This window comes from Nocardia amamiensis NBRC 102102, from assembly GCF_001612745.1.
Classification (GTDB): Bacteria; Actinomycetota; Actinomycetes; order Mycobacteriales; family Mycobacteriaceae; genus Nocardia; species Nocardia amamiensis.
Window position 1 is genome coordinate 1 of the sequence record NZ_BDBA01000183.1, and the last position, 15,245, is coordinate 15,245.

The 15,245-nt window shown below is 67.6% G+C and carries 15 protein-coding genes; 4 read left to right on the forward strand and 11 right to left on the reverse strand.

Translation table 11 applies throughout. From position 1 onward, the window contains the following. From NA4_RS28730 to sdhC, 8 genes are all read right to left on the reverse strand, one after another. The coding region (locus NA4_RS28730) for a WXG100-like domain-containing protein (RefSeq protein ID WP_157129365.1) at window positions 1-1,889 on the reverse strand (1,889 nt) is incomplete at its 3' end. Window positions 1,890-2,052: 163 nt separating this feature from the next. Next, entirely contained in the window at window positions 2,053-2,487 is a 435-nt protein-coding gene (locus NA4_RS28735) for a YbaB/EbfC family nucleoid-associated protein (protein ID WP_169811139.1), read from the reverse strand. Between the two features lie 153 nt (window positions 2,488-2,640). Then, entirely contained in the window at window positions 2,641-4,299 is a 1,659-nt protein-coding gene (locus NA4_RS28740) for a WXG100 family type VII secretion target (RefSeq protein WP_067476916.1), read from the reverse strand. A 422-nt stretch (window positions 4,300-4,721) separates the two neighbouring features. Further along, window positions 4,722-5,168, reverse strand: coding sequence for an SgcJ/EcaC family oxidoreductase (locus tag NA4_RS28745; protein WP_084497517.1), 447 nt, complete (start codon window positions 5,166-5,168; stop codon window positions 4,722-4,724). A gap of 234 nt (window positions 5,169-5,402) precedes the next feature. After that, a complete protein-coding gene (locus NA4_RS28750) occupies window positions 5,403-6,176 on the reverse strand; it encodes a succinate dehydrogenase iron-sulfur subunit (RefSeq protein ID WP_067476919.1) in 774 nt (257 codons plus the stop codon). Continuing rightward, window positions 6,176-7,945: a succinate dehydrogenase flavoprotein subunit gene (sdhA, locus tag NA4_RS28755; protein WP_157129366.1), complete on the reverse strand. Its 1,770-nt coding sequence runs from the start codon at window positions 7,943-7,945 to the stop codon at window positions 6,176-6,178. The genes NA4_RS28750 and sdhA overlap by 1 nt, the downstream gene beginning before the upstream one ends. A gap of 16 nt (window positions 7,946-7,961) precedes the next feature. Then, window positions 7,962-8,393, reverse strand: coding sequence for a succinate dehydrogenase hydrophobic membrane anchor subunit (locus NA4_RS28760; protein ID WP_067476922.1), 432 nt, complete (start codon window positions 8,391-8,393; stop codon window positions 7,962-7,964). A gap of 2 nt (window positions 8,394-8,395) precedes the next feature. Continuing rightward, a complete protein-coding gene (gene sdhC, locus NA4_RS28765; protein ID WP_084497518.1) occupies window positions 8,396-8,794 on the reverse strand; it encodes a succinate dehydrogenase, cytochrome b556 subunit in 399 nt (132 codons plus the stop codon). Window positions 8,795-9,072: 278 nt separating this feature from the next. Between sdhC and NA4_RS28770 the strand changes: the two genes are divergently transcribed. Then, on the forward strand, window positions 9,073-9,474 hold the full coding sequence (locus NA4_RS28770) for a cytidine deaminase (RefSeq protein ID WP_067476925.1): 402 nt from the start codon (window positions 9,073-9,075) through the stop codon (window positions 9,472-9,474). A 10-nt stretch (window positions 9,475-9,484) separates the two neighbouring features. Here the strand turns inward: NA4_RS28770 and NA4_RS28775 are convergent, their stop codons facing one another. Both NA4_RS28775 and NA4_RS28780 read right to left on the reverse strand, forming a co-directional pair. Beyond that, window positions 9,485-9,754, reverse strand: a complete 270-nt coding sequence (locus NA4_RS28775) for a hypothetical protein (RefSeq protein ID WP_157129367.1) — start codon at window positions 9,752-9,754, stop codon at window positions 9,485-9,487. Between the two features lie 20 nt (window positions 9,755-9,774). Next, window positions 9,775-10,044, reverse strand: coding sequence for a hypothetical protein (locus NA4_RS28780; RefSeq protein WP_067476931.1), 270 nt, complete (start codon window positions 10,042-10,044; stop codon window positions 9,775-9,777). 94 nt (window positions 10,045-10,138) lie between these two features. Here NA4_RS28780 and NA4_RS28785 point away from each other — a divergent pair, with 94 nt between their 5' ends. From NA4_RS28785 to NA4_RS28795, 3 genes are all read left to right on the forward strand, one after another. Further along, window positions 10,139-11,428 carry a thymidine phosphorylase gene (locus NA4_RS28785; RefSeq protein ID WP_174553008.1) on the forward strand — a complete coding sequence of 430 codons (1,290 nt, stop codon included), beginning with the start codon at window positions 10,139-10,141 and terminating at the stop codon, window positions 11,426-11,428. A gap of 383 nt (window positions 11,429-11,811) precedes the next feature. After that, complete coding sequence (locus NA4_RS28790) at window positions 11,812-12,909, forward strand: adenosine deaminase (RefSeq protein WP_067476933.1); 1,098 nt, start codon at window positions 11,812-11,814, stop codon at window positions 12,907-12,909. A gap of 331 nt (window positions 12,910-13,240) precedes the next feature. Continuing rightward, window positions 13,241-13,972, forward strand: coding sequence for a hypothetical protein (locus NA4_RS28795; protein ID WP_067476973.1), 732 nt, complete (start codon window positions 13,241-13,243; stop codon window positions 13,970-13,972). Here NA4_RS28795 and NA4_RS28800 read toward each other — a convergent pair whose 3' ends face one another. Continuing rightward, window positions 13,973-15,223, reverse strand: coding sequence for a SatS C-terminal domain-containing protein (locus NA4_RS28800; protein WP_067476936.1), 1,251 nt, complete (start codon window positions 15,221-15,223; stop codon window positions 13,973-13,975). Window positions 15,224-15,245 lie beyond the last annotated feature (22 nt).

A 15,245-nucleotide genomic window follows, 5' to 3' on the forward strand; every position in this document is an offset into this window, starting at 1 on the left:
TCCTCCGGCACCGCGGCGTGTTCCGGCGTGGAATGCGGTGCCGGAGGAGAGGGGTTTTCGGAGCCGGCGCGGTCGCCGCGAGCCGATCCGGCCGCGGCCTCGGCCGGTCGAGCGCTGCCTTCGCCGGTATCCGTGGGGTGTGGCCGCACCGAGTCGTCGGGCCCGGCCGCAGGGTGATCATGTTCGGTGGTCGGCCGTGCTGTGCCCGCGTTCTCGGCGGTGCTGTTATCCGAGTCGTGTGGCACTGGAGGCAGTTCCCCGTCGACAGGAGCCTCAGCGGCGCCGACGGCCTCCGAATCCGGTTGTGCGGCAGGAGAGTTCCGTGACCCGGGCGCCTCCGCAGACGTCGGATCCGATGCCGTCCCGGTGCTCGTCGCAGCGACCGAGTTGACGGTGGCCGCGACGGCGGAGGGGAAGGTGACGTTCTTGACGGGATTGACGTTGTCGATCAGCACGCCCCGCACGCCAGTGGGTTGCCAGTCGATGCTGTTGTTCGGCACGGAGAACGGTTGCTCTGGGCGCGGCTTGTACTCTTTCGGCGGCGACCCATCGAGTGGTTGATTGCCTCCGTCAGCCTTCGGCGTGGTCCCTGAGGGGGCCGCGGGGGCCGGATCCGCCGGTGTGGCAACTGCGTCGGAGGGGGGCTTGACGGACTTGACCGGGTTGAGGTTGTCGGCCGACACCTTCGGCGGATTCGCGGGCTGCCAGTCGGCATTGTTCAATGGGAGTGTGGGACGGGCTGGTTCGTCCGCGGTGGCCTCCGTTTGGCGCAGCAGCGCCACAAGATTGTCGATCTGCTGTTGCTGATGGGTGGGGGAGGGGTTGTTCGGATCGAAGTCCCTGGTGACGATGCCATGCGAGCGCAGCGCGTCGACGAGCGCATCAGGCGACGCTTCGGCCCTGGTGACAGCCGGTGTGGCAGCGGGGTCGGCAGTCGTGTCGGGAAGTGGTGCCCGGCTGCGCATCCCTTGTGCCGCAAAGCCTGCCGCGCCGATGAATCCGCTACCGATACCGGGGATCAGGCCCTCGGTGAAGGCCTTGCGGCTGAATGGCTGATCCGACAGCGCAAGCGAGACGGCGGTGCCGCCGAGAGCGCCGACGGCTCCGGCTCCGGCGCCGACCATGGTGGTGCCGGCGAGCTGCAGGGCCACCCGTCCCGCGGTGCTGCTGGCGTTTGCGCCGATGGTGGCGACCTTCGGCCCGGCCCAGAGTCCGAACCCCATGCCGAGGAAGCCACCGACAGCGCCGGCGGCCGTTGCCACGCCGACCGACTTCCAATCCATCTGTTCGCGGTCGCCCTTGGCAACCTGAATCGCCTGGGCGCCGGCTTGGGTGCCGCCGCCCAGTGCTACCCCGATCATGACTCCATTGCGCAGCAGCACCATCGAGCCGCGTTCCGCGGCCAGTTCCGCACCGCGTCCGGAAAGGAATGCCACGAATCTCATCCACGCGCGCTGCGCCGCGGTTCGGGTCGCCATCTGTGCTATGGCGGCCTGGATGGGACCACCGGCCGCGAACATCAGTGCGCACCGGGCCAGCTGGATGGCCAGGATCACGGCCATGCTGATGATGACCATCTTCTGCAGTTCGGTGGCGTTGGCGCCCTCGTAGGCCTGCCTGGCGAGGCTGTCGCAGTCGGCGGCCTGCTTTCGGAAGCGTTCGGCCGTGCGCCGGTGCTTGTCGGCGATCGCGGTGACGGTGTCGCCGTGTGAGCCCTCGGGCGGCTTTGCCTTGGCTTCGTGATATTCAGCCTGCCCACGACACCATTCGGCCTTATCCGACCAGGCATCGGCGGCGCGTCGTTCCGCGTCCTCGTCGCCCAGAGGGAAGTGCCCGGCGACACACATCACTACGGCCGGGGGGAGCCAGTCCGGCAAACGCAGCGTCATGTGCGCTCGCGTTCGTCGACGCGTATCCGGCAAGCGGCTCCGTGAACGTTACTGCTGCCGGCGTCGCACGGTCGCACCCGAATCCCATGCCCTCCCGCCGGCGGGAAGTTCCTCTCCGGTCGTCGGCAAGTACGCAGCATCGTCTGCACTACGCGGCCCCGTACTACCTCGGGGAATCTTCCTTGTCCCCGCGGAAGAATGCGCGAATCTCATTGAGGCTGGGGGCATCCGGAGAGATGTCGGGCAGATCGGGCAGGTCGTCCAAGTCGGCGTCGACGGGTGCGGCGACGGCCTCGGTCTGCTGCTGCGCCCGGCGCGCCGCGGCCTGAGTGGCGTCCACGATCGCCCTGCTCAACTGCTCCGGTGTCTGGCGCATTGCCGCGGCCGTGAGGCGCAGGTCGGTCAGCACGCCGGCGGCGTCAACGGTCACCTCTACCGATTGGTCGGGAGAACTCGCCTGCGTGCGAGCATTTTCCAGTTCTCGGAACGCATCGGCGAGTCGGCCCTGCTGACGTTCGAAGGAGTCGAGGAGATGTTCGAGCTGGTTGCGCATGCCGTTGTTGGCCGATCGCAGGCCTTCGCGCTCCCACCGATCCATGCCACAACCTTCCGACTCGAAATCCTCAGCGGACAGCGACGACCGCGGACCTCCGACCGTGCCCATAATGATGACCGACAGGTGCGTGGCAACTCTCGCCGCTGGTGGGAAGGAGGACGAACCAGACGCCGTCAGCCCCGGCGGCAACGGGTCTCATTGCCGGTCCGGCAACGCCGCACGCGACATCACCACCAGCAGCCGACCCAGCACCTTCTGCGGGCCGTTGGCCTCGTCCTCACGCGATTCGACCGCGGCGAATCCCTCGGCCAGCGCCCGGCCCGGAACGAACAGACCCTGCTCGAAACAGTTGTCGCCGAGCTGCGCCCGCCATTGCTTGTAGCCGGCGACCACCCGGCTCAGCGTCTCGCCCCGGAAGTCGTTGATCCGCACGTATTCGGTGATGAGCGCGCGTTGCGCCTCCCTGTGTGCCCGGAACCCGCCGGTGAGGTCGACCGCGGCGCCGAGTTCCCGCAGGATCGCGGCATACATCGGTCGCCGTGGGGGACCGGATCCGGTCGTCGCCCGGGAACCGCCGGCCAACATCCGAGGATCGATCACAGCAGTGCGAGCCAGCACGATCCACGGCGCCATCTCCCCCGATTTCTTTACCGTGCTGCGATTCTCGACCGCAGATAGCGAACCCGTCGCATCCCGGATCTCGATTCCGCGCAGCACGCCCGGCATCCGCGGGAGGACGGTGTCGACAGCATCGGCGATGTCCTGGACGGTTGCCGCGGCGATACCCGCCGCGTCGAATCCGACGATCTCGATGTTGTGCCGACCGGCCATCTCCCGAGCGATCCGCATGGCCTCGGCATCGGTTGCTCGGCGCGCACGCACGCCTGCCTGTTTCGGGGGCCGCTTCTGCTCGCGACGTTCCGGTGCCGGCTCCGGCTTCTTGCCCGCGGGCGGGCGGTCCGGGGTGCGTGGAGGAGATACCCGAGGCGGGATTTCGTTCGCCGGCGCGCCGGAGGGGCTCGGAGCCTTTGCCCAAGGGGTGCCCGACCTGTTCCGCGACCACGGCGTATCCGCCGACGGCTTGGCAGAGTCGTTGCTGCCGCCCGGCATCGTCTGTGGACCCGCCTGCTTCCCTGTCGGTGTATTCGCCAGCGCTCCCTGTCGCTCTGCGCCGTTTCCGGGCGTCGTCGGCGATCCGGTCTGGGCTGCCGGGGGTTGGTCGCCGGGTTTGTCATCGGGCGATTCGGTTTCTGGGGCATTGCCCGTCGAATCGTCCGGCTGTCCGGATTCCGTAGGTTGCTGTCCGGACTCCGCGGGCTGCTGGCCGGATGCCGGGGGTTGCGGTGTATCGACGCTGCCGCGGTTGTTCGGGGTGTCCGACTGCGGACGAGCGGAGTCTCCGTTCGCCGGGCGATCGGACGTGCCCGGCGTCCGTGCGAAATCGTCTGTGGTGCTGCGGGATTCGGTAGACGTCGGCTGCGGAATGGGTCCTGCCGGCCAATTCTGGCTCGGTACGTTCGTGTCCGGGAAGAAGCCATCGCCGGACGGGTTTCGGATGTTCTGCCCGCCGTAGTGGTCCTTGTCCTCGAACGCATCGGCCGCATGCATCATCGCGGAACTCATCGCCCGCATGTCCGCGACGAGGTCGTCGAACCCCTCCAGCGTACGGTCGGCACCGGGCTTGTAGGTGTGTGCGAACGTCTCGCCGGCTTCGTCGGCACCCCAGAACTCACCCTCGTCGGCGAGTGCCGCCTTCAGCTCGTTCGCCACCCGTTCGGCTTCTTCGGCCGCCTGCCGCAACTCCGCCGCCGATTCGCGCAGCTGGGCCAGGTCGACCGACAGTGGTTCGGCCACGCAACCCCCTAGGTCGATATCCAGACGGCCCGGCCGTCTTCGGCTGCTGAACGGGACGTCGCGCAGCGGCGAACCGCCACGCGCTAGGCTGACCCGAGCCGAAGCATAAGCGACGTTCGCTGGTGTTCCCGTCTGCGGGAACGTGGCGGCCGATTGCCTCCGCCGGTGTCACCGGCAACCTCCTCACCCATCTCGCTCTGGCCGTTCTCACCGGCGCGCGGCCCGTCGAACCCGGGTTTCCGGTTCGGTGTGAACCTCGTCGTCCCCGAATGCTGCTCGCCGGCTCTGGTGAGCGGCATCTGGGGATGTCGATGCTCGCGAATCGTGGCGTCGGGGCCCGTTATCCCGGTGCAAGCAGGTCGTCGACGGCAGCAACCGTCACCGAATCCTGCGCGGCGGCAGCGAGGCTCGGATCCACCTAGTCAATCCGAGGCGATGGGGGTCGTCTGGGCCAGCCCAATCTTCCAACCGGTCGAAGTCCGTACGATCACGTAGGTCAGAGCCCCCGTGGCGGACGGATTCGTCTCGGCGTCTGGACGTCGGTCGTGCACCGTCTTCACGCAGCTGACGAGGACGACGTCGGCGGTGAGCGGCCGCAGGTCGATCACCTCGACGCTGGTGCGGACATCCCCGAGTCCACTGCCGAGGGCCGCGCTCATCGCCGCCTCGAAGGCGTCGCGTCCGAACAGTCGACGGCCGTAGAAGTTCACGATCGCCGTTGCGTCGGTGTGCAGGCTGGGGAGTACTGAAGCGTTGGACTGGGAACGGTCGGCGAGGGCTACCAGGTCACGAACGGCATGCTCGTCCTCGGCCGAAAGCGTCGCGTGTCCCTCGGCGATGTTGGGCTGTGGGCGGTTGATCGACGTCATGCAACGCAGTATTCGACCTCGAGCCCACTCGAGGTCAAGGGGAGCCGAACTAGCGAAACATCCGCAGCCGGGTTACGTGGCGGATTGGGATCAGTTGCCCGCGTGGCAGCAGGAGACGGGCGCTGACATCTTCGAAGTGATCGAGCGTTCGATGGCGGGAGCAACTCGCTGATCGAATGGCGAAGGCCGCCTCGGTCTTTCGATCGGGGCGGCCTTCGGGTTCGGTGCCTGGAGTCAGCGGGTGAAGAGCAGGGCTCGTTTGACTTCTTGGATGGCCTTGGTGACTTCGATGCCGCGGGGGCAGGCGTCGGTGCAGTTGAAGGTGGTGCGGCAGCGCCAGACGCCTTCGACGTCGTTGAGGATGTCGAGGCGTTCGCGGGCGGCTTCGTCGCGGCTGTCGAAGATGAAGCGGTGGGCGTTCACGATCGCGGCCGGGCCGAAGTAGCTGCCGTCGCTCCAGTACACGGGGCAGGAGGTGGTGCAGCAGGCGCACAGGATGCACTTGGTGGTGTCGTCGAACCGGGCGCGGTCGGCCTGGCTCTGGATGCGCTCGCGGGTGGGCTCGTTACCCGTGGTGATCAGGTAGGGCTTCACCGCGCGGAACGCGTCGAAGAACGGTTCCATGTCCACCACGAGGTCCTTCTCCACGGGCAGGCCGCGGATCGGCTCGACGGTGACGGTGATCGGCTTGCCGCCCTTGGGCAGCATGTCCTTCATCAGCACTTTGCAGGCCAGCCGGTTGACACCGTTGATGCGCATGGCGTCGGAACCGCACACGCCGTGCGCGCAGGAACGGCGGAAGGTGAGCGTGCCGTCCAGGTAGGACTTGATGTAGATCAGCACGTTCAGGAAGCGGTCGGTCGACAGGACCGGCACCTGGAAGGAGTCCCAGTGCGCGCCCTTGTCGTCCTCCGGGTTGAACCGGGCCACCTTGACGGTGATCATCACCGAGCCTTCGGGGACCGGAGCGGGCTTCTGCGAAGAGGGTGCTTCGGCAACAGCAGTCATCAGTACTTACGCTCCATCGGCTCGTAACGGGTCTGCACCACCGGCTTGAAGTCCAGGCGGATGTCCGAGAGGAGATCCGCGCCTTCCTTGTAGGCCATCGTGTGCCGCATGAAGTTCACGTCGTCGCGGTCCGGGTAGTCCTCGCGGGCGTGACCGCCGCGCGACTCCTTGCGGTTGAGCGCGCCCACCACGGTCACCTCGGCCAGCTCGAGCAGGAAGCCGAGTTCGACGGCCTCGAGCAGGTCGCTGTTGTAGCGCTTGCCCTTGTCCTGCACGGTGATCCGGGCGTAACGCTCCTTGAGCGCGTGGATGTCGGTGAGCGCCTGCTTGAGCGTGTCCTCGGTGCGGAACACGGAGGCGTTGTTGTCCATCGACCGCTGCAGCTCGGTGCGGATGTCGGCAACCCGCTCGTCGCCGTGCTCGCCGAGCAGCTGGGCGAGCCAGTCCTGCACCATCTGCGCCGGGTTCTCCGGCATCTCGACGAACTCGCTGCGCTGCGCGTACTCCGCGGCGGCGATACCGGCGCGCCGGCCGAACACGTTGATGTCCAGCAGCGAGTTGGTGCCGAGCCGGTTGGCGCCGTGCACCGAGACGCACGCGCACTCGCCCGCGGCGTACAGGCCAGGGACGATGTCGGTGTTGTTGCGCAGTACCTCGCCGCGGATGCGGGTGGGGATGCCGCCCATCACGTAGTGACAGGTCGGGAACACCGGCACCAGTTCCTTCACCGGGTCCACACCGAGGTAGGTGCGGGAGAACTCGGTGATGTCGGGCAGCTTCTCCTCGAGCACGTCCTCGCCGAGGTGGGTCACGTCGATGTAGACGTAGTCCTTGTTCGGTCCGGCGCCGCGGCCCTCCAGCACCTCGAGCACCATCGAGCGGGCGACGATGTCGCGCGGTGCGAGGTCCTTGATGGTGGGGGCGTAGCGCTCCATGAACCGCTCGCCGTCGGCGTTGCGCAGAATGCCGCCCTCGCCGCGGACGGCCTCGGAGATCAGGATGCCGAGCCCGGCCAGACCTGTCGGGTGGAACTGGTGGAATTCCATGTCCTCGAGCGGGAGGCCCTTGCGGAACACGATCGCCATGCCGTCGCCGGTCAGCGTGTGCGCATTCGAGGTGGTCTTGTACATCCGGCCGGAGCCGCCGGTGGCGAACACGATCGACTTCGCGTGGAAGACGTGGATGTCGCCGGTGGCCAGCTCGTAGGCGACCACGCCGGTGGCGACCGGACCGCGATCGGTCTCGGTGAGCACCAGATCCAGTACGTAGAACTCGTTGAAGAACTCCACGTCGTGCTTGACGCAGTTCTGGTACAGCGTCTGCAGGATCATGTGGCCGGTGCGGTCGGCGGCGTAGCACGCGCGGCGCACCGGGGCCTTGCCGTGATCGCGGGTGTGGCCGCCGAAACGCCGCTGGTCGATCTTGCCCTCGGGCGTGCGGTTGAACGGCAGGCCCATCTTCTCCAGGTCCAGCACAGCGTCGATGGCCTCCTTGGCCATGATCTCCGCGGCGTCCTGGTCGACCAGGTAGTCACCACCCTTGACGGTGTCGAAGGTGTGCCACTCCCAGTTGTCCTCTTCGACGTTGGCCAGCGCGGCGCACATGCCGCCCTGCGCCGCGCCGGTGTGGCTGCGGGTCGGGTACAGCTTGGTCAGCACCGCCGTCCGAACACGGGGACCGGCCTCGATCGCGGCACGCATACCCGCGCCACCCGCGCCGACGATCACGACGTCGTAGCGGTGCTCCTGAATCGGTCGGGATTCACTCATGCGAGAGGGCCTGTTCCTAACTGATGTTGGGGTCGAAGGTGAAGATGACGTAGGTGCCCACGCCCATGACCAGGATCATCGAGATGACCAGCAAGGTCTTGAGCCAGAACCGGGTCGAGTCCTTGCGGGAGTAGTCATCGATGACGGTGCGCAGACCATTGCCGCCGTGCAGCTGGGCGAGCCACAGCATGCTCAGGTCCCAGATCTGCCAGAACGGGCTGGACCAGCGACCGGCGACGAAGGCGAAGTTGAGCCGCTTCACGCCGCCGTCGAGCAGCAGCATGATCGCCATGTGACCGAGTACCAGCACGATCAGCAGCAGGCCGGAGAAGCGCATGAACAGCCAGGCGTACTTCTCGAAGTTGTTGCTCGAGCGGGCGCGCGGCGAGCGGGGCAGATCCAGGCTGGCCGGGCGGTCGTACGACTTGCCGAGAACAGGTGCGGTCATTGTCAGTGCTCCGTGAACAGGTAGAAGAACTGGCGTCCGACTGCCGGAACGGCCAGCAGGAACCACGCCGCGAGGACGATCCAGAGCATCAGGCGCTGGTACTTCGGGCCCTTGGCCCAGAAGTCCACCAGGATCACGCGGACGCCGTTGAGCGCGTGGAACAGCACGACTGCGACCAGCCCCATCTCCATCAACGCGACGATGGGCGTCTTGTAGATCTCGATCGCCTCGTTGTAGGTCTCCGGGCTGACGCGCACCAGCGCGGTGTCCAGCACGTGGACGAAGAGGAAGAAGAAGATGGTGACGCCGGTGATCCGGTGCAGCGCCCACGACCACATGCCAGGGTCGCCTCGGTACAGCGTCTTCCGCTTCGGCTGGGCCGGAGCTTCAATCGTGGTCATAGAGTGCGGTGCCTCCAACGTCGTTGATGGACCCGGTTGCAGGTCCGACGCCCGGCGAGCGTTGGGGGCGAATGCCCAGGTGGCTGTACTCCGGCCCGTCGCGGGGAACCTGAACCGATCTGTTCTGGACTCTAATCCCCCAGCAATCCCGGAACTAATTCGGCGTGCCGTGCGTTGCGCGACAAAGGATCGGGTTAGGTTTACCTTTCTCGACATGCGCGGGGTTCTGTCATGGACCTCGCGCGGCCATCTTCGGCTCGGTTCGAGAGGGGTTCGCCATGTCGCAAATCGACTGGAAACTGTTGCGCGACAACGCAGTTCGAATTATGCAGAACGCCTATGCACCCTACTCGCGGTTTCCGGTCGGCGCGGCGGCTCTCAGTTCCGATGGCCGAATTGTGAGCGGTTGCAATGTGGAGAATGTCTCATATGGATTGGCCCTCTGCGCCGAATGTGTACTCGTCGGTAACTTGATTTCCGGGGGTGGGGGCCGCCTTCTGGCGGTCTCGGTGGCCGATTCGCGCGGCCAAATCCTGATGCCCTGTGGACGCTGCCGCCAAATGCTCTACGAGCACGGCGGAGCCGACCTCCTGGTCGATCACAAGGCGGGAGCGGTGCCGCTGCGCACGCTCCTCCCGGATGCCTTCGGCCCCGACGACCTGGACGCCGGTCAGGTGTGAGCCGAGGTCGTCAGCAGTCCGCTTCGAGAGCGGCGTCGACATCGTCCTCGGTGGGCATGGTGACGTCGGGAATGGAGATCGGCGGGATGCCGAGCCGCTCCATGATCAGAGTCAAGCTCTGGCCGACGCGGTTGCTCTGCTCGCTGGAGCGGCGAGCCCATATCTCGAGGCCGGTGATGCGCCGCGTCAGCTCCCGCTGGGTCTCCCCGTAACCTTCTTCGATGTCGTCGACCCTGGCCTCGACCTGTGCCACCTGCCGGTCCATATGCGCGTGTGTCATCGCTTCCCCCGCCTCCCCGGTCAGCGCTCGGTCTCGAGAGCGGCGTCGATATCGTCCTCGGTGGGCATTGTCAGGTTCGAGAACTCGAGCGGTGGGATCCCCAACCGCTCCATCATCAGCGCCAGACCCTGCCCCAGCTGGTTGACGCCGTCGATCAACTGGGCGTGGACGATGTCGGCCTTTGTCGCATGCCTGGTCAGCTCGTAGATAGACGCGCCGTAACTTTCCTCGACATCGCGGACCCTCGTCTCCAAGCCGGTCACCCGCCGGTCCATGTGCGCGTGTGTCATCGCTTCCCCCGACCTCGAACGAATGATGGGGTGAGGCTAGCGCATGCCACCGACAGGAACCAGGGTCGACGCTGCGCATGCCAGACTGACGAACGTGACGGCACTGGACGCGGTTTCGATCATCAGGACCAAGCGTGACGGCGGGGAGCTCTCCCATGCGCAGATCGACTGGGTGATCGACGGGTTCACCCGCGGCGTTGTGGCCGACGAGCAGATGTCGGCGCTGGCCATGGCGATTTTCTGGCGCGGGATGACGCGGCGTGAGACGGCAGGGTGGACCGCCGCGATGATCGCCTCCGGACGCCGCATGGATCTCACCGACCTGCCGCGGCCAACCGTGGACAAGCATTCGACCGGCGGGGTCGGCGACAAGATCACGCTGCCGCTGGCGCCGCTGGTGGCCGCCTGCGGCGCCGCGGTGCCACAGCTGTCCGGGCGCGGGCTCGGCCACACCGGAGGCACCCTGGACAAGCTGGAGTCCATCCCCGGCTGGCAGGCGGACGTGCCGGTGTCGCGCATGCGCGACCTGCTGACCGATCCGGCCATCGGCGCGGTGATCTGCGCCGCGGGCGCGGACCTCGCGCCCGCGGACAAACGTCTCTACGCCCTGCGCGACGTCACCGGCACTGTCGAATCGATCCCGCTCATCGCCAGCTCGATCATGAGCAAGAAGATCGCCGAGGGCACCGCAGCGCTGGTGCTCGACGTCAAGGTCGGCTCCGGCGCCTTCCTGAAGACACTCGACGGGGCGCGCGAACTGGCCACGACCATGGTCGAACTCGGCGCAGACGCGGGCGTACGGACGGTGGCACTGCTCACCGCCATGGACACCCCGCTCGGCCGCACCGCGGGCAATGCACTGGAGGTCGCGGAATCGGTGGAGGTGCTCGCGGGCGGCGGGCCCGCCGACGTGGTGGAGCTGACGGTCACTCTGGCCCGCGAGATGGTCGCGCTGGCCGGGCTCGACGTCGACCCCGCCGACGTGCTGGCCGACGGCCGGGCGATGGACCAATGGCGCACGATGATCCGCGCCCAGGGCGGCGACCCGGACGCACCGCTACCAGTCGCCACGCACACCGAGACCATCCGTGCCGCCGCCGATGGCGTGCTGACCAGGCTCGACGCGATGGGCGTCGGCATCGCCGCCTGGCGGCTCGGCGCGGGCCGCGCCCGCCAGGGCGATCCGGTGCAGTTCGGCGCCGGGGTCGAAATGCACGCGAAACCGGGCGACTCCGTCACTGTGGGACAGCCCCTGTTCACGATGCACACCGATACGCCCGAGGCCTTCGCGGGCGCCGCCGCGGCCCTGCGCGAGTCCGTCACCATCGACACCACGCAAGTGTTCGCGCCCGCGAAATTGATCCTCGATCGCATCGTGGCCTGATCGATGGCACGGGCCTGCCGGTTCCGGTTGCCACAGCCGTGCCGAATCGCTCGTGGTCTCGTCGCGCGAAACCGCTCGGATCAGCCGAGGCACAGACGGCGCGCTCGTTTGCGTTGATGCAGCGGCAGCCTCCCGCAGGCCGCAAGGGGTGTGCAGTTCGATCGGGCGCCGATCATGTCGTCGGAGGGAATCCAGCTTCGCGGGGTGCCAACTGTTGAGCCGATGGCATCGGCGACATGCCGTGGTGTGTCACCCCGCGCGTCGGTGTGGAGCCGGTCCGGCTGGTGTCGCGTTGTGGACCGGCCCGCATCCGCTGGGCAACGAGATGGTTGCCACGGCCGTAGTCCGCTGCCGTTTCGGCGTGCTGCGGCTACCGTCGATACATGACTGGACCGATGCCTCTGACTCTTGCCTCGATCCGCCAAGCGCCGAAGGCGCTGCTGCACGATCACCTCGACGGTGGTCTGCGGCCCGCCACGGTGCTCGAGCTCGCCGCGCACAGCGGTTACGACGACCTACCCGCGACCGATGAGGCGTCGCTGGCGGCGTGGTTCCGGGACGCGGCCGACAGCGGGTCGCTGGAACGTTACCTGGAGACCTTCGCCCACACGGTCGCCGTGATGCAGACTCCCGAGGGCCTGCGCCGGGTCGCCCGCGAATGCGCGGAGGATCTCGCCGCCGACGGCGTGGTGTACGCGGAGGTGCGCTTCGCCCCCGAACAGCACTTGGAGCGCGGGCTCACGCTGGACGAGGTGGTCGAACACACCCTGGCCGGTTTCCGCGAGGGCGTGGCGGCCGCCGCCGAGCAGGGCCACACCATCGTGGTGACCTGTCTGCTCACCGCGATGCGGCATGCCGCGCGCTCGCGGGAGATCGCCGAACTCGCGGTGCGCTTCCGCGATCGCGGCGTCGGCGGCTTCGACATCGCGGGCGCGGAGGCGGGCTTCCCGCCGAGCAGGCATCTCGACGCGTTCGAATACATGCGCGCGAACTCCGCGCATTTCACCATCCACGCGGGAGAGGCGTTCGGTCTGCCGTCGATCCACGAGGCGCTGGCGTTCTGCGGCTGCGACCGGCTCGGCCACGGTGTGCGGATCACCGACGACATCAGCGTGCCCGGCGCGATCGAGGACGCGCGGCTCGGGCTGGTTGCCAACTACGTCCGCGACATGCGCATTCCGCTGGAGCTGTGTCCCTCGTCGAACGTGCAGACCGGCGCCGTCCCCTCGCTGGACAAGCACCCCTTCGACCTGCTGGCCCGGCTGCGCTTCCGCGTCACCGTCAACACCGACAACCGGTTGATGAGCGACACCAGCATGAGCGAGGAGATGCTCAAACTGGTCGAGACGTTCGGCTACGGCTGGAGTGATCTGGAACGGTTCACCATCAACGCCATGAAGTCGGCGTTCATCCCGTTCCCCGAGCGGCTGCGGATCATCGACGACATCATCAAGCCCGGATACGCGGTGCTGATCGGATAGCCCACGGCAACGAGATCGGGACGATGCCAACCGGCGCCAAGATGCGCGGCGTACGGCGGGCCCGGCGTGGTACTGCATGCCTCATGGGCGGCGCCCTCGAGCCTCGAGGCTTTCGGTACTGGTGGGTGCGGGGCCGTGCCGGCATGTGCGCGGACACCGCCTTCTGCCGTGCGGAGCGAGCTTCGGCACCGCATCGCAGCGGGTTCCTCGGTCCGACATCGACGTTGCCGCCGGGGATGCTGATGCGCCGGGGTCCGTCGCACGCAAATTCGATCGAATCGACGCGAAGGCCCTCCGGACGGTCGGTGACCGGTTCGCTAGCGTGGGAACCGTGGCGACATTGCGCATTCCCCGCCGGTTCAACGGTCCGCCCGACTCCGGCAACGGCGGCTACGTGGCCGGTTTGCTCGCCGAGCAGCGCGACGAGGGGAGCGCGACCGTGTTCCTGCGCAGCCGTCCACCGCTCGAGACGTGGCTCGACGTGCGCGACGGACGGCTCTACGACGGTGACACGCTGATCGCGGAGTCGGTCAGCGGCGAACTCGAGCGGGAGGCGCCGCGTCCCGTTCCGTTCGCCGAAGCGGTCGCGGCGTCGGAAACGTATGTGAGCATCGAGATGTTCGCGTCCTGTTTCGTCTGTGGCAGCGGTCGCGCGGACGGGCTGCGCATCGAACCCGGCCTGGTGGGCCATGGTGGCGTGAGCGCCAGCCCGGAGCAGGCAGCTCGCGTAACCACGGAGGGACCGCGAACGCCGCCGATCGAACGGCGCCGAGTAGCCGCATCGTGGGTACCCGACGACACCGTGCCGCTGGGGGCGCCGCTGATCTGGGCCGCGATGGACTGCCCTGGCGGCTGGTCGCTGCCCGGCATGCTCGACCGTCCCGCCCTGCTCGGCTCGATGACCGCCACCGTGCACGACCTGCCCGAGGTCGGCGAGCGCTGCGTCGTCGTGGGCGAGTACCACGGCGAGCAGGGCCGCAAATGCTTCGCCTCCTCCGCGGTCTACGGCGACGACGCCCGCCTGCTCGGCCAGGCCGAGCAGGTCTGGATCCGGTTGACCTGACTACTGCTTGTCGAGCCGGGACTCCAGGTTGCGTTCCAGATCCCGCCACGCCTGTGCCTCGGCGCTGAAGGGCGGGTTGGGCGCCAACCGGGTCGGATCGGGATTCAGCAGGTAGGAGACGTACCAGCCCAGTGGGGTGGATTGCGCCAGCGCCCGCTCGACGGTGTCGTCGTCGGCGTAGTCGGCGGCGTCGGTGAACAGCTCGACCGCCAGATCGAGCTGTTCGATGTCGACCGCCTCCGGTCCCTCCGCCAAGTCCTCGGACAGGCCGGGCAGCACGTACACGTTCTCGTCGGTGACCTCGACCTCCAGCGAGCCGTCCACCGCCGCGGTTTGCACGTCGGCGAAGGTGCTCACCCGGGCCAGGTCGTGCTCATGGTCGTCGGCGAGGTACCGGGCCAGTGCGCGCTCGGAGCCGAACACCGTGATCGAGCCCTTGGCACCGAGGAAAATCGGTTCGTCGTCCAGGTAACAGCGCAGCGTGAAGAGGCTGCCCTCGGAGGTGACGATCTTGATCGGGTCGATGCCGACCTCGTGCCAGAACGACTCGTCCTCCTCCTCCTCGTCCTCCTCGTCGTCGAGGTCGACGGGTTCGAACTCTTCGTCCTCGTCGCTGTCGGCCGCGTCATCGGCGTCGACCACGTTCTCCTCGGCGGCCAGGAGCTCGGCCTCGGCCACCGCGACCGCCTCGGCGTTGACCTCGGGGGTCTGCACGACGGAGTCGATGGCGTCCAAGACGTCGTCCCAGCCCTTGGCGATGGCCGCGCCGATCTGGTCCCACAGCTCCTCGCCGTCGCGCCCGACGAAGGCGCTCACCCCACCGGGCAGCGCGCCGAGCACCGGATGGGACCCGAAGAACTTGGTCACCGTCTCCAGTTCGCAGACCTCGCCGATGTTGCGCACCATGCCGAGGGTGTCCTCCAGCTCGGCGACGGTGTCCACGTCGGGCTCGCCCGCGGCCAGTTCGGGCACCGCGACCAGGTCGAAGGTGAAATTCTCCTCCGGCTCCAGTTCGACGGCCGAGAGACCCGCGACGACCTTCCATGCCGGATGGTCGATGAGGTCGTTGTCGGAGTTGGTGCGGATGAACGCGGCCAGCTCCGCAACGGACTCGAAACCGTAGAGGGCGTCCTCGTGTCCGAGGAACGCCTCCCACTCGTCGTCACCGTCTCGCCAGCGCGGTGCCCAGAGGGTGACGAGATCGCCGTCGGTCAGGCCGAGCTCGATCGGGACGATGTCTCCAGAAGCCATGTGCGGAAGCCTATCGACCTTC

Excerpts from the sequence above, each read along its gene's own strand:
- NA4_RS28780 (WP_067476931.1), bottom strand. The coding sequence starts at position 10,044 with ATGACACACGCGCACATGGACCGGCGGGTGACCGGCTTGGAGACGAGG.
- sdhC (WP_084497518.1), bottom strand. The coding sequence starts at position 8,794 with ATGACCACGATTGAAGCTCCGGCCCAGCCGAAGCGGAAGACGCTGTAC.
- NA4_RS28770 (WP_067476925.1), top strand. The coding sequence starts at position 9,073 with ATGTCGCAAATCGACTGGAAACTGTTGCGCGACAACGCAGTTCGAATT.
- NA4_RS28790 (WP_067476933.1), top strand. The coding sequence starts at position 11,812 with ATGACTGGACCGATGCCTCTGACTCTTGCCTCGATCCGCCAAGCGCCG.
- NA4_RS28750 (WP_067476919.1), bottom strand. The coding sequence starts at position 6,176 with ATGACTGCTGTTGCCGAAGCACCCTCTTCGCAGAAGCCCGCTCCGGTC.
- NA4_RS28745 (WP_084497517.1), bottom strand. The coding sequence starts at position 5,168 with ATGACGTCGATCAACCGCCCACAGCCCAACATCGCCGAGGGACACGCG.
- NA4_RS28800 (WP_067476936.1), bottom strand. The coding sequence starts at position 15,223 with ATGGCTTCTGGAGACATCGTCCCGATCGAGCTCGGCCTGACCGACGGC.
- NA4_RS28735 (WP_169811139.1), bottom strand. The coding sequence starts at position 2,487 with ATGGATCGGTGGGAGCGCGAAGGCCTGCGATCGGCCAACAACGGCATG.
- NA4_RS28760 (WP_067476922.1), bottom strand. The coding sequence starts at position 8,393 with ATGACCGCACCTGTTCTCGGCAAGTCGTACGACCGCCCGGCCAGCCTG.
- sdhA (WP_157129366.1), bottom strand. The coding sequence starts at position 7,945 with ATGAGTGAATCCCGACCGATTCAGGAGCACCGCTACGACGTCGTGATC.
- NA4_RS28775 (WP_157129367.1), bottom strand. The coding sequence starts at position 9,754 with ATGACACACGCGCATATGGACCGGCAGGTGGCACAGGTCGAGGCCAGG.